This window comes from Phocaeicola massiliensis B84634 = Timone 84634 = DSM 17679 = JCM 13223 (assembly GCF_000382445.1).
Lineage (GTDB): Bacteria > Bacteroidota > Bacteroidia > Bacteroidales > Bacteroidaceae > Phocaeicola > Phocaeicola massiliensis.
Genome location: NZ_KB905472.1, coordinates 3,099,784 through 3,116,102 on the forward strand (window position 1 = coordinate 3,099,784; position 16,319 = coordinate 3,116,102).

Consider the following 16,319-nt stretch of genomic DNA (forward strand, 5'->3'; position numbering starts at 1 on the left):
GCTTCTTCCTTTTCATCAGGTCTGTAACCATCCCAAGACAAATCGGATGTTGTCACAAAACCGCAATTTAGCCAAACAAGCTATACTATATAAGGCCATAAAACACCAGCGCGATAAACAAATTTTCATTGTTCATCGCGCTGATATTTAATTGTTTAGTCTATTCGAGACCGACTAATACTCTTCTTCATTGAAGAAGAAATCTTCTTTGCTCGGATAATCCGGCCAAATATCCTCTATACTTTCATAGATTTCGCCTTCATCCTCCATCTCCTGCAAGTTTTCGATTACTTCCAACGGAGCACCCGAACGCATTGCATAGTCAATCAACTCATCCTTTGTAGCAGGCCAGGGAGCATCTTCCAACTTCGAGGCCAATTCTAATGTCCAGTACATAGTTATCTTATTTTTAAAGTAAATACTTTTCTTTCTGTCTCTATTTAGCCGCAAAAATATAATAAATTATTTCATTTGCAACTTTTATCCCAAAAAATTTCTTCCTTTTTTGCAAGATAGTTCAACTTCCGTGCCAAAATGAACAGATAATCCGACAATCTATTGACAAAAGCTGTAACACGAGCCTCTATCTCACATTCTCCCGCCAATGCCAATATACGACGCTCAGCCCTCCGACACACCGTACGGCATATATGACAAACAGCAGCCCCACGCGCTCCTCCCGGCAGAATAAAGGCATGAAGAGGAGTAAGTGCATTGTCTATTTCATCGATAGCTTGTTCCAACAATGTAATATCTTTGTCATTTATACGGCTCTCCATGCGCAATTCAGTCTGGCTCTGATCGGTTGCCAAATAGGAACCAACGGAAAATAACTTATTCTGTACATGGGCCACCAACCTTTTATCGGCCTCTTCTGTCAAATATGTTTGCAAAAGACCCAGATAGGAATTCAATTCATCGACTGTTCCATAAGCTTCCAAGCGTATGTGAGTCTTAGGCACACGAACTCCTCCTACCAATGAAGTGGTGCCCTTATCGCCTGTCTTCGTGTATATCATACTTTTTTTCATGGTCATATTTATAAAAAGTTGACTATATAATGCTGTTTATAACGATTCTTATTAAAAAATACCAGACCAATATCATATAAATCAAAAGTAATACCGACTCGTTCGTCAGCAACCACCTCTTTCCACCATTTGCGCTTCTCTTGTGATTCGTAAATTCCTCCGATGATAAACCAACTGTCGGGCTGCACATAAGGCAACGCCTCTTCAAACACCTCTTGAAAGAAAGGAGTATGTGCAATGTGCAGACAATCGACGCTTTTCAGTTCTTCCAACTTTTTGGTCAGTTGCAGCAACGTTTTATCCCGGTCTCTTCCCTTCAGCGTAACAGAGTCCATAGTGCGGCAAGCCGCACGCATATAACTGATGGATGCTCCATTACCAATCCCCACTTCTATCAATGATTTCGGTCTGAAATAATTAACCAATCTGAACAGCAAACGGTTCACTTTGCGCCGATAGTGAGGCAGATAATTTGAAAAGCCCCTTTTCTTCAATATCCGGTATGCATAGTAAGGAGATCTCTCATAAATAATGGAAGTTATCAAAAAAAAATCGGACGGGGAGTGCACGCCGTAACCACAACGATGACGGAAGCGTTTACACCATATCCATAGTCTGCAAAGAAAAAACATATTATTTCTAGGTTGTTAAGTTACACAAAGATAAAAGATTGAAGAACAATATCGAAATAAAACGCTACTTTTGTTGCCTATTAGCTTATTTTATCAGAAAAGAATTATGAAACACACTATCTCTCTTTTTATATGGACAGTATGTATTCTGCTACTGCCATTAGAGTTCATCCATGCAGAAAACAATCCTACCGAGCTGCTAAAAAAGCTCCAAAGTCTTCCGGGAATTACCGACATTAAGCCGCTCGAAAGCAATGCATATCCCGAAAAATATGTTTTGTTCATCGAGCAATTGCTCGATCCTAAACACCCGGAAGCCGGTAGTTTCAAACAACGAATCATCTTAGGTCATATTGGTTTTGACCGTCCTACTATCTTGGTAACCGAAGGATATGCCGCCACTTATGCGTTAGCGCCACGATATCAGGAAGAGCTCTCCAAACGATTAAACGCCAATCTGGTATTTGTGGAATACCGTTATTTTGATGCATCCATGCCTGACCCTTGCAACTGGGATTACCTGACTGTAGAAAACTCCCTGTATGACTTACATCACGTCACCACCACCTTTAAGCAACTTTATCCTCAAAAATGGATTTCGACAGGAATCAGTAAAGGAGGGCAAACCACCATGTTCTATCGTGCCTACTTCCCTGACGATGTTGATTTCTCCGTTCCTTATGTAGCTCCCCTCAACAAATCACTGGAAGACGGGCGCCATGAACCTTTCATTGCCGAAACAGTCTCCACAGCCCAAAATCGGGAAAAAGTAAAAGAATTCCAATTGGAAGTATTAAAAAGAAAGGCTGAGTTACTGCCTATGTTCGAGAGATATTGTTTAAACAAAGGATATACTTTCCGTGTACCCATTACAGAAATCTATGATTTCAATGTGCTGGAATATTCCTTCGCATTATGGCAATGGGGCACTTCCGTCACTAAGATACCTTCACCCAAAGCCGACAATCAAACTATCTTCAACCACTTCATCGCTATCTGTGAGCCTGATTATTTTTCGGAGCAATCCCCCTATCCTTCTTTTAATGTACAAGCAGCCAAGGAATTAGGGTATTATGGATATGACACCAAGCCTTTTGAAAAATATCTCACTATCAAAAGTAGCAAAAACTATATGTACCGGGTTATGCTTCCGGCCGATTTGCAGCACCTCAGTTTTGATGATACGCTCTATAAGAAAACGGTGAAATTCTTGAAGGAAAACGACCCGAAAATGATTTATATCTATGGAGGAGATGATCCATGGACTGCATCGGGCGTCACCTGGCTGGAAGAAAAAGAAAATATCAAGGTATATACATTACCCGGTGGCAGTCACCGCACACGTATCGGCAGCTTCGATAAAAAAACACAAGAAGAGATCATGACACTCATAAACCGGTGGTTAAAAGAGTAGACTTTCTTCATCGCCGGCTCCCGGCAAATATAACAATACCAAAGAATCCCATTTTACCGTCTTCTTGCATAGAGACAGCAAAATGGGATTCACTTCATATTATTAACACTCTAAAGTAAACGCAGCAAGAAAAAGCAAGGTTGATGATAATACAGCAAGAATGCAGTCTATTAAGCAGTTAGGTGTTTAACTCATAATACTGCATAAGCTGAAAAAGGAGATCCGCTAAAAACTGCGAAAGACTTCAGTTCCCATATCGTTACTGATATAACGGGAATAAGAAACGGCACAACGGGTTCTATTTCAGTAATTTGCACAGTTTTTCATACCTGAGGACAACTCGCTTGATATTAACTTTGTAACGATCAAAAAAGTATGAAAACGAGTATGAGCAGATCGACTTTCAAAATCCTCTTCTACGTGAAGAAGGGCAGCGAGAGAGCCAACGGCTATCTCCCCCTAATGTGCCGTCTTACGGTGGACGGTGAAATCAAGCAGTTCAGTTGTAAACTGGACGTACCTCCGAAACTTTGGGACGTGAAAACGGCACGTGCCACGGGCAAGAGCGCCGAGGCGCAGAAAATCAATGCGGCGGTTGACCGGATACGCGTGGACGTGAACCGCCGTTATCAGGAACTGATGCAGTCCGACGGCTATGTCACCGCCGCCAGGCTGAGGGACGCCTGCCTCGGGTTGGGCGTGAAACGCGAGACGCTGTTGAAACTCTTCGAGCAGCACAACGGGGAGTTCATCAAGAAAGTGGGACACAGCCGCGTGCAGGGAACATACAACCGCTACCGTACCATATACAGGCACCTTTGCGAGTTCGTCCCGAAAGTATACCGCCGTGACGACATTCCCCTAAAGGAACTCAACCTGACGTTCATCAACAACTTCGAGTATTTCCTGCGTACGGAGAAGAAATGCCGCACCAATACCATATGGGGTTACATGATCGGGCTCAAGCACGTCATCTCCATCGCCCGCAACAGCGGTGCGCTTCCCTTCAACCCCTTCGCCGGGTACATCAACTCCCCCGAGAGCGTTGACCGGGGCTACCTAACAGAGCGTGAGATACAGACGCTGATGGAAGCCCCGGTGAAAAGCGGGACCTGCGAACTGGTACGCGACCTCTTCATCTTCTCTGTGTTCACCGGACTGGCATACGCGGACGTGAAGGCGCTGACGACCGACCGGCTCCAGACCTTCTTCGACGGCAACCTCTGGATCATCACCCGCCGGCGCAAGACAAACACCGAGTCCAACATCCGCCTGCTGGACGTTCCCAAGCGCATCATAGAGAAGTACAAGGGGCTGTCCAAGGACGATCATGTATTTCCGGTACCAAGCAACGGCAGATGCAACACCATATTGAAGGAACTTGGCAGGCAGTGCGGTTTCAAGATAAGGCTGACCTATCATGTTGCCCGGCATACGAACGCCACCACCGTGCTGCTCTCGCACGGTGTGCCCATCGAGACCGTAAGCCGCCTTTTGGGGCATACGGATTTGAAAACCACCCAGATATATGCCCGGATAACCAACCAGAAGATCAGCAGCGACATGGAAATCCTGTCCCATAAGCTGGAAAAGATGGAGAAGGAGATATGCGATGCCATCTGAGGAAATGGTATTTACGAAACGGACGATTTTCCCCTTCCTCATCAAAGTTCGTCCGTCCCTGCGGGACTCCGCGTTTTCCCTTCGGTTTCCGGTAGAAAATTTCCGCATGGTGAAATTTTCTACCGGAAAAACGCTCCGAAAGCGCAGGGACGGACGTAAAAGGGATTCAGAAGGCGAAAACTGCGACCGACGTAGTGCATGTGCGACAAGGAAAAGAACTATCCGGGAGCCCCTTTTCATGCCGTACCCCGGCATGAAACCGCTTTCCTCTCCGGCTGTGGTGAAGGCTCTCCTGCTCCCTCTGCATTGCATATGCGGGTTGTTCCGCCTGTATCCACGTCAGCCGGTATTGCCTGCCCTTTCCTTGGTAGAAACGGCTTGTCGCAACAGGCGGCGTGACACAAACTTTTCCGGATATGGAGGAACATTCCGAAAAATACACCGTACATTTGTACATCGAACCAATAATAACCGAATAACCGTTAAAAGAACATGGCTAAAATTAAAGTCCAAAATACAGAAGTGACAGTCATCACGTACAATGACAAGGATTATATCTCCCTGACCGACATGGTCCGCAATATGGAAAACGGTCCCGCCCTTATTGAAAAGTGGTTGCGTAACAAGAATACCGTCGAGTTTCTGGGCATATGGGAGGAGATGTACAATCCGGATTTTAATTCCCCCGAATTCGAGGGAATTAAAAACGAGGCCGGGTTGAACCGTTTCATCCTTTCCGTCAAACAATGGGTGGAAAAGACCAACTCCAAAGGTATCATCGCCAAGGCCGGACGCTATGGAGGGACTTACGCACACAAGGATATCGCGTTCGAGTTCGCCACGTGGGTATCCCCTCAATTCAAGCTGTACCTGCTGAAAGAGTTCCAGCGGTTGAAAGAGGAGGAGCAGGCCCAGCTCGGCTGGAGTGCGAAACGGGAACTGTCAAAGATCAACTACCGCATACATACCGATGCCATCAGGCAGAACCTGATACCGGTGGAAGTCACCCCCGCACAGGCCGGCGTCATCTATGCGGAAGAGGCGGACGTGCTCAACGTGGCCATGTTCGGGATGACCGCCAGGATGTGGCGTGAGCAGAATCCCGGTCTGAAGGGCAATATCCGTGACTATGCCTCCATCAATGAACTGATCTGCCTCTCCAATATGGAAAACCTGAACGCCGTATTCATAGACCAGGGCATACCGCAGGGCGAACGGCTCGTGAGACTGAACCGGATAGCCATCCAGCAGATGCGTGTGCTGGAAGATGATGGCGGACGAAAACTGCTTGAATGAGAATTCCGGCAGGCAACGCATCGGCATGTCCGTAAACGGGGCAAGGAGGTGAAATGCCGCCTGATCCACATTCATGCATGGGATATGGGATACTGAAGCTACGGAACGGCTTACGGCCTGATATCAAGTGTCATAACCGTTCCATGGCGGGGTATTGTCCGGAACACATTCCCGAATGAGGTCTTCCATGATTTTAAAGGACTCCGTATTTCGAAAGGAACAACGTACACATACAATTTCTCCGGAACGGCTAACCTTCCTGTCACTTCCCTGTAATCCTCCCCAAAATCAACACTGCCGTATAAACCGCATGAAAGCCCGGACATGCTTCCTGTTTCCAATCCCATATCCGTTCCTTCCGCAATATCACATATTGCCGTTCTCATTCCATATCCTTGAATATTTCTCCAAATATGCCGAAGACAGAAAAACCGCATGGTATTTTAGATTCTCACCGGACAGGCAATAGACAGGAGGAATCCGTCATCCTCATTTCTTGCGGCAAAAATAGTTGTTTTTCAGGCCGGTCCCGCAAGGCGGCCCTTCGGGCTGGTTGCTCGTGAAAAAATCTTCCTCACGCTTCGCATGAGCGTATTTTTTCACGGCAAGCCTTGCCGGAGACCGCCGAAAAACAAACAGGAGGAAGCACAAGAAATAAGAATGCCTACCCGTGTAGGCCATGTATAACTCAAAAAAATATAAAGCTATGGCAGACAAGAGCGCAGAAAAGGAAAGACTGTTCAACGAGTGGTTCACAAAATCCTATGACAGGCTGAGAGGGGCGTTACGCCGGTACGGAATGCTGGACGAGGATAATTTCCATGACACCTACCTTTTCGTAAGAAGGCAGGTGCTGGTTCCCGGAAAGGACATAACGGACTATGACGCGTATTTCATCGGATGCTACAAAAAGGCGGCCCTGGCAAAGATTAAAAGGGAGAACCGGTATGCACACCCTGAAGATGATTTCTTCCTCCGATGTGGCGAGGAGGCAAAATTCCTTTCCGAGGACGACCTGAACGGGTGCGAGAGGCTGGTTAAGGACATACTGCGTTTCGTAAGGCAGAAGTTCTCCTACGAGGAGTACCGGATGTTCATGCTCAGGTTCTATGAGGCGCAGTTCTCGTTCAAGGCACTGGCGGAATGCATGGGCGTATCGGCATCGGCCATATCACAGAAAGTATGCAGGATAGTGGACGCGGTACGTACCCACAGCGGTTTCGCATGGAGAAGCCGGATGCTGGCGGTGGAAAGCTTCATGTATTAAAAAAACGAAAACAGTTCAACCGATAAAAGAAAGACAATTATGGCACTGATAGTATACAACAGGGAAAACTCCCGTCCGCAGGAAGTCACATACAAGGGAAAGCGGACCATCAACCTTGACAGCAGGGGGACCGTCTATCTGTCAAAGACGATGTCAATCGAATTGGGAATCCTCGGCGGCGGACGGGTGAACTTCGCCCACGACGACGAAACGGATGACTGGTACATCTGCCGATCCGATGACAACGAGGGGTTCATCGTCTGGAAGGACAAAAGATGCGCAAGGTTCTCGGCGGGGTTTATCGTGCAGAGGCTCATGCGGCAGGCGAAGGTGGAAAGGAAGAGCGTGCAGTTCATGATGGCGAGAATGCCGGTGGAGATTGGCGGGGTAGCCTATTACAAGATACTGCTCTCGAACCCGATACTCAGATAAAGGCATGGGCCGGAGGAGTCCGGCTGTATATGACATGACGGAAACAGGCGCATCCGACGGGACAGGAGCCCGGAGGGTGTGCCTGTTTTTATGCGCCGCCATTACGGGAACGGACCGTTCTATCGATACACGGCCCGCCCCAATTTCATAATGACATAATGGAATAAAGGCCTTGAGAATAAAAGTAGTGCCCTTTGCAATATAATAAAATTGGAAGCGTATGAAAAGAACTTTTGTAATTAATTGGATTTTGATAGATTTATTCATTGTGTCTGTTATATCTTGGTTTAGACCGCATGTGACTGGGCGTGGGAACAGCCATGAAATCTGGCATAATTTGGCTATGTTTCATGTTTTGGGCAGTGTGCTGTTCCCTGTTGCCATAATATTCCATATGGCAACACACTGGGATTGATATAAGGGAATCATAAAAAAATGGAATAGGCAAAAAAACAAGGCCACAGCTGTTCTCTCTATCATATTTTTACTGCTGTCCCTATTTCCCGTAGGGGATGTGGGGAACATAGAAAGCAGCCTGAAACGCACAGGCGAAAAGGCCGGCTGCAATGTCCGCGTCAGCCCACACACAGCCAAATATACATTTGCCAATGATAAAAAGCAAGTATTCCTTCCGCTTAAATATCTCATAACCAGCACTGAACAAATAATGTCTGCTTCCATGTCATTCCTGTCCTAATAAGCAACATTGCATTCTTAGTATTTAGTCGTTGCAAGGTGGCAACTCTTTATGAAAAATTATATTGGAAACTTATATAACAGAAAAACATACCTCATTAAAATCTTAAATAATTTGACTCTTGCTAAAAAATATTTCCAAAAAAATGCAGGAAAATAACTTTTTTATTAAATGTATTTATATATTTGCATATAAATATCAAAATAACCTTTTTTAAAAAACTAATTTGTTAACATATTAACTTAAATATTTAATCTATGACAAAAACTATTTAAAAACCATTTCTACAATTCACCAATCAAAACAAAAATTGTTTCAAATACATTTTTAATATTAAATCTATGAAAAAAAATCAACTAAAGCTGATAAGCGTGATGTTGCTTTTATCTGGATTTTCTACCGGATATCTTCAAGCCGCACATTATGCAGCAACTACGGGCATGTATTCTGCGCAACAGAATAATGTATGCACAGGCATCGTGGTGGATCAAAACGGTGAGACCGTTATTGGTGCATCATTGGTTGTCAAAGGTACAACCAACGGAACTATAACCGGACTGGATGGTGACTTTAGTATTCCTAATGTAAAAAAAGGTGATATTATTGTTGCCTCATATGTAGGTTATGTAAATGTGGAAGTTGTGTGGAATGGAAAACCTTTAAAAATCATTTTGAAAGAAGATTCCAAAACTTTGGATGAAGTGGTAGTTGTAGGTTATGGCAGTACTACCAAACGTGACTTGATTGCCTCTGTATCAACGGTAAAGACTGACCAGATGGCAAATATTCCTGTTACCAACATTGCACAAGGTCTGGCAGGGCGTGCCCCCGGCTTGATTGTGCAAGCCAGCGGAGGTGGTATCAATTCAACTCCCAGCATCAGTATCCGTGGAGGAGGAGCTCCCATCTATGTGATTGACGGGGTTATCCGCTCTGCTGCCGACTTCCAAAATTTAAGTCCGGATGATATTGAGGCAATGTCAATATTGAAGGACGCCTCGGCAACGGCAGTTTACGGTTCACGGGCTACCAACGGTATTATTCAGGTGACTACCAAGCGTGGAAAGGAAGGCAAGCCCACTGTTGAATACGATTTCAACATGAGTTTTTCACAGCCATCTATCTGGCCGGAAAAAATGGGGTCTTATGACCGTGCTGTCTATGCCAACATTGCCCGTGCCAATGATGGTGCCGAACCTATGTACAGTGAAGAAGCGTTGGAGGCTTTTCGCACCGGTAGCGATCCGTTGAACTTTGCCAATACTGACTGGCGTAAATTAGTGTTGAATGACTGGGCTCCACAAAGTAAGCATTCGATACGTGTAACCGGAGGATCACAAAACAACCAGTATTATGTTTCTTTGGGACATATCGACCAGAATTCGCTTTATAAAAACGACAACCACTGGATGAAACGCACGAATTTCCGTTTGGCACAGTCTTCGTTCATTGAGTCCATCGGTCTGCGCATTAATGCAACCATTGACGGTTATTGGCAAAAGACCACCCATCCCAATACCTCCACGGCGAGCAATTATTATGCGGTTTTCTCACACATAAACGACCGGCCCTCCACTTATCCGGGTGTCAACAAGTATGGACTTCCCTATAACCTGACTGATAATCCGGTGGCGGAAACAGCCAAGGATGCTGGTTATAACCGTAATGTTGACAATGTGATCAACGGTCGTGGCGAAGTGGTCTGGGAAGTGCCTTGGGTGGAAGGTCTGAAGGTACGTGCAGCCAGCAATTATCGCTATTACGGTTCCAAGAATAAAAGTTGGCGTAAAGATGCCGCCCAATATGATTGGGATTCACAAGAAGCCACTTATGCCAACAAACCCCAACTTAGTGTGACTAACGGGTCAGGCTATTCATTCACCAATCAGGCATTTATAGAGTATGCCAATCTGTTCGGCAAACATTCATTGTCGGCTTTGGCAGGTTTTGAGCAATACTATGAATGGGGTGACAGTTATTGGGGGAAGCGTACCAACTATACATTTGACATAGATCAGATTGAGGTTGGTGATGCCAATTCCCAAACCAATGGCGGTAGTGAAGTCGAACTGGGACGCGCTGCTTGGATCGGGCAGGTGAAATATAATTATGCCAATAAATATTACGCGGAAGGAAGCATACGTTATGATGGTTCTGACAGGTTTGCACCCGGCAACCGCTGGGGCGCTTTTTTCAGCGGATCGTTAGGATGGGTGGTGACGGAGGAAGGCTTCATGCAACCACTGGTAGAAAAAAATATCCTGAACTCATTGAAGCTCCGCCTCTCTTATGGTGAAACCGGTCTGGATGAGTCTGCGGGCCGTTTCCAATATATGACCACCTATAGTTATAATCCTTATGCCTATGTTGTTAACGGAAAATATACTCCCGGATTTACAGAAGGAAACTTGGCTTCTCCGGACTTGACATGGTATACCACCAGACAGATGGACTTCGGTTTTGACTTTGCTTCCTTGAACAACCGCCTTTATGGCTCATTTGATTATTTTTACTACTCGACAAAGGGCTATTTGGTGGCTCCGCGTGGTGACAGTTATCTCAATACCGCCTTGGGCGTAGGGCTGCCCAGGGTAAAATCGGATAGTGAACACCGTCGTGCCGGATTTGAACTTCAACTGGGCTGGAGAGATGATATCGGTGACTTTAAGTACGATGTGTCAGCCAATCTCACCTACTTTGATGAACTGATGGCCCTGGATGAAAGTGAAGGTGAGTCATCCGTGATGAATCCATATCAACGGACTCAGCAGAATAAAGGATATTACGGTCTGCTGTATCATAACTTAGGATATTACGTAAGTGCTGAGGACGTTTACAATTCGGTAGGTTTTACCGGTGCCTTGAATTCTGGTTATCTTACAGCTGGCGATATAAAGTATCAGGATACGAATGGCGACGGTCAGATTACTGATGCGGACAAACGCCGTTTGGGAAAATCAGGCAAGCCGCGTGGACAATTCGGCATCAATTTAAATATGAGTTATAAGGGCTTTTATCTGAGTGCCCTGTTCCAAGGATCTACCAAATTTAATATGTATGTTGCAGGTAGTTTGGGTATGCAGACCGGCCAGACCTACGGCATGCCAGTGGCTTACGATTATCAAACAGACTTTTGGACTCCGGATAACCGTGACGCACAATACCCGCGTCTGATGGCAAATACAGCTTTGAATCAGAATAACAACTACGCAAGCAGTGACTTTTGGCTGATTAACGGTGCTTACCTGCGTATGAAGGACTTTCAGTTCGGCTATGATTTTAAATACAGCCTGCTGAAAAATGTCTCTTGGCTGACCCGTTGTAAGATGGGCATATCCGGTCAGAATATTTTTACCATTTCGCAAGCGACCAAATATGGAATGGATCCGGAACCGTCCGATACCAACTATTACGGTTATCCGGTTGAAAGAACCATAGCATTGACTTTAAATTTAGGATTTTAAATAATTGTATGATGAGAAATATATATAAATATGGAATATTGGGTATCAGCCTTATGATACTGAACTCTTGCATCGACACGCTGGATACACGCCCGACAACAAGTTTTGATGATGAGACCGTATGGGGCAGCAAAGCCACCGTGGAAGGTTTTATCAACTCCACCTATGATGCAGTAATTAATAGCGGATATGCCGGCAGTGGATCCAGCATTTCCTGGGAAGCAAGAACTCCCAACGGTGTGCTCTGCTCACAGGTTGGCGAGGGTATTGACAACGTAGCCACAGAATTGGGATTGAGCACAGGCAATGATTGGGGAGTCAACCGTTTTGGCTTGTTGCGTAAAGTCAATATGATTATTACCAATGTGCAAAACAGCTCTACCTTAAACGAAACAGAAAAGATAGAGCTAAAGGCACATGGAAACTTGATGCGTGGTATGATTTTCTTTGACCAGGCACGTAAGATGGGACGTTTTGTTCCTGTAAAAGAAGTCTTTACAGTTGAGAATCCTGAGGCTGTCAATATTCCGATGACCGAGGATGTATCGGAAAGCTACAAGTTAATCATAGAAGATTTGCAAATTGCGGCAAACGACCTGCCGATCGAGAATGCTTCTGGTTTGCCAACACGTTGGGCGGCGGGAGTTTTACTGAGCCGAGCCGCCCTGCAAGCCTATGCCTATACCGGTGATGCCTCTTATCTGGACGTGGCTATTACAGCTGCCAATGATGTGATCAGCAATAGTGGGGTTGAGTTAAGCAATTCAAACGGTCTTTTCAACGAAACGGATTTATATAATCCGGAAATTCTCTGGGGATATTACCGTGAAAAAGAAAATACGTATGTCTCCAGTTTTGAAGAACTGATGCGTACTTATCCGAATGTTTCCACCGATAACGTGATCAATTCCCAATCGCCGGTAGCATTAAAACAGGCAAATGGGCAGACATTCGAAGGGTGGGCCATTTACTTTCCCACACAAGACCTGGTTGACCAGTTTCTTGTGACCGATGAGGAAACCGGTAAGGCAATGCCTTGGTATGAAACTTCCCAATATAAAAATAACGTAACCGTACTTGACCCTTCCAGTATTACCGAAGCAGGTCAGGTAGATGCATACAAGCAAGTAAATGGTGATGCGCGCCGTATTCCTACGCCACAAGATTTAAAGCAGCTTAACAAAAGCTATCCCACTTTTACCCGTTACCATCAGTTAAACAAGGGGGCTGACCGGGATTTGAGCGAACTGATGTACAGCGGGCGTGACCGCCGTTTCTATACTGCCATAGTTTATGACAAATGCTCCTGGATTGGTGAGACTGTTGAGCTCAATTTGGGTGGAAACCTCTCAGCAGGTGTCCGTGACAAGGAAGATGGAGGCTGGTACAATACCACTACCGGTTATTATTGGCGTAAAGGCAACATTGAAAACCCTACACCCAGAGCTTACCATAATTGCCAGGTGGCATTGCATTTCAATATCGTTCGATTGGGAGAGGCCTATATGAACCTTGCTGAAGCCTATCTGCTGAAACATGATGTGCCCAATGCGGTGAAAGCATTGAACATGACACGTACCATACATGGCGGATTGAGCGAGTCTACTGCCGCTACAGAAGAAGAAGCGTGGACGGATTATATTCGTGAACGAAACTGTGAGCTGACTAATGAGGGCGGTGACATTTATTACAGTTATCTGCGTTGGGGGAAATATGGCGGTTATGCCAATCATGGTCGTGATGCCGGAGATATCATTTATGACCTTGACCGGCCGGTATACAAAATGTCCATCAGCCGGGACCGGAGCAAGTTGCTGGTTGGTCAAATGACCCTGAACAATAGCGCCCAGCGTAAATTTACAGAAAAACGCTATCTTTTGCCAATTAACCAAAGTTTTCTGAATACCCGTGAGGCTTATGGTTTGGATCATGTACAAAATAAAGGCTGGTAATCCATTAATTTATAGACAATGAATATGAAAAAAATATTTAATATTATTACAATCTTGCTTTTGACTGTATTTACAACATCTTGCCTGGATAGCAATCTCGAAGATCTGGATACATATAAAGGCAAAGATATCATCGGCATAGCCGGTGTTTATCATCGTTATTATGGTTCTCAAACCATTCCCGGCAGTGGTGAACAACAAGTTCTGCAATCGGCCTTGAGTTATGATAATTTTCAGGCGGATGCAGAAACAGGAACAAGTTCTTTTGAATGCAAGCTTCCCAGCAATTTCCCGGCTGAAGAAAGACCTAAATTCACGATGTCAAATGTAGTGGTTTCACTTAATATTTCTACAGCAGCCATGATTCAACCCATAGATGGAGCAGCCGTACTGGGTAAACCGGGGGACTGGAGCAAACCCAACAAATATGAAATCACCGCTGCCGATGGAAGTAAAAAAGTATGGACTATTACAGCGTATTTCTTACAAGAATAATTTCCTGAACAAATAATTGAAGAATCGGGAAGATTTGATGGGGTGGAAACGGCTGCGCTGTCCATCTCATCTCTTCCTTAAATATTAAAATACTAACATAATACATGAGTATGCGTAAAACATTATTTTCAATAGCGACGGCTTTATTATGCTTTACTGGTTGTACGTCAGTCCCTAAAACTTGTGAACAGCCTTATGAACCCATTCAGATAGCCGTACCCGAACGTCCTGCCGGGCAACAGGATGCGGTTGGACTGACAGCACCTAAAATTGACACGGTCCGTGTAGGTTTTATTGGGGTGGGCATGCGTGGCATCAGTGCCGTGGAGCGTTGGACCCACATCCCGGGTGTACAAATCAAAGCGTTGTGCGATTTGCGTCCTGAACTGGTGGAAAAGGCACAAAAGACGCTGGTCAGTTCCGGTATGCCGGAAGCTGCGACTTACTCAGGTGCGGAAGATGCTTGGAAACAATTATGCAACCGTGACGACATTGACCTTGTTTATGTTGTAACGGACTGGAAACATCATGCCGAAATGGGTGTCTACGCCATGGAACATGGCAAACATGTAGCCATTGAAGTTCCTGCAGCCATGACACTGAACGAAATATGGGCACTGATAAATACATCCGAAAAGACACGTAAGCATTGTATGCAATTAGAGAATTGCGTATATGACTTTTTTGAATTGACCACATTGAATATGGCACAACAAGGCTTGTTTGGTGAAATTCTGCATGTTGAAGGCGCTTATATCCACAATTTGGAAGAGTTTTGGCCTTACTATTGGAACAACTGGCGGTTGGACTATAACCGTGCTTTCCGTGGTGATATTTATGCCACCCATGGCATGGGACCGGCCTGTCAGTTACTTGACATTCACCGTGGTGACCGTATGAAAACGTTGGTGGCAATGGATACCAAAGCTGTAACCGGTCCGAAATTAGTAAAACAATACCAGAAAGAAAGCGCACCGGATTTCCAAAACGGTGACCATACCATGACCTTTATCCGTACCGAAAAGGGAAAAACGATTCATATTCAACATGATGTAATGAATCCACGCCCTTACAGCCGCATGTATCAATTGACAGGTACCAATGGATATGCCAACAAATATCCCATTGAGGAGTACTGCTTCCGCCCCGACCAAATCCGGACCGTTGATATGCCTGACCATGAGAATCTCAATATGCATACGGCTGTTTCCAATACGGTGAAAGAATCCTTGATGAGAAAATATAAACATCCTATCCATCAGGAATTGGAAGAAGCTGCCAAGAAGGTAGGCGGGCACGGTGGAATGGATTATATAATGGATTACCGTCTGGTATATTGCCTGCGTAATGGATTACCGTTGGATATGGACGTATATGATTTGGCAGAATGGTGCTGCATGGCTGAGCTTACCCGGATTTCAATAGAAAACGGAAATGTTCCTGTAGCTGTTCCTGATTTTACTCGTGGTTATTGGAATAAAATACAAGGATATCGTCATGCTTGGACAGAATAAATTGATTCTGACAATATAAAATACTGACTGTGTATATAGCTGATTTAGGTTAATTAACAACAAAGATTTGTCTAAAAACACCTGTTGTGAAATATGTGTTTTTAGACAACTTTTTTATAGAAATTATCCATCTTTCTATAAATATTATCTATAGGCATTGGTACATTTTTCCAAATATATCACAAAAATCCTTGCGGTAGATTTCTTTTCCACACAGTTTGTAGTTCATATTATAGATTTATGCATCTTTGTCCTCAGTGTTTTAATCCTTCTTCGGAACATAATGACTCTTTTGCTTTCCGCCTGTATTTCCTGAGCCTGTGATTCTGTATGAATCTTTATTCTTAAAGATACGAAATCTTAGGTAATAACAAGCCTTTGTTTGTGAAAGTCAGGGCTTTGTGCATGAATAAAGAAGGTGTGACACACCTCCTTCATTCATGATCCCATACGGAACTTTCCTAAAGTTCCTCCGGCCTGGTTCTCGCCTCCCGGTAGCAGC

General features: G+C 44.8%; 14 protein-coding genes. 10 read left to right on the forward strand and 4 right to left on the reverse strand.

The genetic code is table 11. The features are described 5' to 3' along the window. Positions 1 to 174: 174 nt before the first annotated feature. The 3 genes from HMPREF1534_RS06200 to HMPREF1534_RS06190 all read right to left on the reverse strand — a co-directional run bounded on the left by HMPREF1534_RS06200 (position 175) and on the right by HMPREF1534_RS06190 (position 1,663). A complete protein-coding gene (locus HMPREF1534_RS06200) occupies positions 175 to 396 on the reverse strand; it encodes a DUF2795 domain-containing protein (RefSeq protein WP_002558131.1) in 222 nt (73 codons plus the stop codon). Between the two features lie 71 nt (positions 397 to 467). Next, entirely contained in the window at positions 468 to 1,031 is a 564-nt protein-coding gene (locus HMPREF1534_RS06195; protein WP_005941981.1) for a cob(I)yrinic acid a,c-diamide adenosyltransferase, read from the reverse strand. A gap of 8 nt (positions 1,032 to 1,039) precedes the next feature. After that, positions 1,040 to 1,663, reverse strand: coding sequence for a hypothetical protein (locus HMPREF1534_RS06190; protein ID WP_005941983.1), 624 nt, complete (start codon positions 1,661 to 1,663; stop codon positions 1,040 to 1,042). 106 nt (positions 1,664 to 1,769) lie between these two features. Here HMPREF1534_RS06190 and HMPREF1534_RS06185 point away from each other — a divergent pair, with 106 nt between their 5' ends. From HMPREF1534_RS06185 to HMPREF1534_RS06170, 4 genes are all read left to right on the forward strand, one after another. Continuing rightward, a complete protein-coding gene (locus HMPREF1534_RS06185) occupies positions 1,770 to 3,077 on the forward strand; it encodes a S28 family serine protease (protein WP_018451972.1) in 1,308 nt (435 codons plus the stop codon). Positions 3,078 to 3,452: 375 nt separating this feature from the next. Next, positions 3,453 to 4,700, forward strand: a complete 1,248-nt coding sequence (locus tag HMPREF1534_RS06180) for a site-specific integrase (protein ID WP_005941987.1) — start codon at positions 3,453 to 3,455, stop codon at positions 4,698 to 4,700. Continuing rightward, positions 4,690 to 5,226, forward strand: a complete 537-nt coding sequence (locus HMPREF1534_RS21250; RefSeq protein ID WP_018451974.1) for a hypothetical protein — start codon at positions 4,690 to 4,692, stop codon at positions 5,224 to 5,226. The genes HMPREF1534_RS06180 and HMPREF1534_RS21250 overlap by 11 nt, the downstream gene beginning before the upstream one ends. Continuing rightward, on the forward strand, positions 5,193 to 5,996 hold the full coding sequence (locus HMPREF1534_RS06170; protein WP_004320828.1) for a KilA-N domain-containing protein: 804 nt from the start codon (positions 5,193 to 5,195) through the stop codon (positions 5,994 to 5,996). The genes HMPREF1534_RS21250 and HMPREF1534_RS06170 overlap by 34 nt, the downstream gene beginning before the upstream one ends. Positions 5,997 to 6,106: 110 nt before the next feature. On the opposite strand, the gene HMPREF1534_RS20695 is transcribed toward HMPREF1534_RS06170, so the two are convergent. After that, positions 6,107 to 6,382, reverse strand: a complete 276-nt coding sequence (locus HMPREF1534_RS20695) for a hypothetical protein (protein ID WP_018451975.1) — start codon at positions 6,380 to 6,382, stop codon at positions 6,107 to 6,109. A 320-nt stretch (positions 6,383 to 6,702) separates the two neighbouring features. On the opposite strand from HMPREF1534_RS20695, the gene HMPREF1534_RS06165 reads away from it, so the two are divergent. The 6 genes from HMPREF1534_RS06165 to HMPREF1534_RS06135 all read left to right on the forward strand — a co-directional run bounded on the left by HMPREF1534_RS06165 (position 6,703) and on the right by HMPREF1534_RS06135 (position 15,817). Then, entirely contained in the window at positions 6,703 to 7,263 is a 561-nt protein-coding gene (locus tag HMPREF1534_RS06165; RefSeq protein ID WP_005941993.1) for a sigma-70 RNA polymerase sigma factor region 4 domain-containing protein, read from the forward strand. 39 nt (positions 7,264 to 7,302) lie between these two features. Then, positions 7,303 to 7,695 (forward strand): hypothetical protein, encoded by a 393-nt coding sequence (locus HMPREF1534_RS06160; protein ID WP_005941996.1) that lies wholly within the window; start codon positions 7,303 to 7,305, stop codon positions 7,693 to 7,695. 1,038 nt (positions 7,696 to 8,733) lie between these two features. Then, positions 8,734 to 11,856, forward strand: a complete 3,123-nt coding sequence (locus tag HMPREF1534_RS06150; RefSeq protein WP_005942001.1) for a SusC/RagA family TonB-linked outer membrane protein — start codon at positions 8,734 to 8,736, stop codon at positions 11,854 to 11,856. Between the two features lie 8 nt (positions 11,857 to 11,864). Further along, a complete protein-coding gene (locus tag HMPREF1534_RS06145) occupies positions 11,865 to 13,808 on the forward strand; it encodes a RagB/SusD family nutrient uptake outer membrane protein (RefSeq protein ID WP_005942003.1) in 1,944 nt (647 codons plus the stop codon). Between the two features lie 24 nt (positions 13,809 to 13,832). Continuing rightward, positions 13,833 to 14,303, forward strand: coding sequence for a DUF5018-related domain-containing protein (locus HMPREF1534_RS06140; protein ID WP_223804981.1), 471 nt, complete (start codon positions 13,833 to 13,835; stop codon positions 14,301 to 14,303). Between the two features lie 110 nt (positions 14,304 to 14,413). Next, a complete protein-coding gene (locus tag HMPREF1534_RS06135; protein ID WP_025066804.1) occupies positions 14,414 to 15,817 on the forward strand; it encodes a Gfo/Idh/MocA family protein in 1,404 nt (467 codons plus the stop codon). Positions 15,818 to 16,319 lie beyond the last annotated feature (502 nt).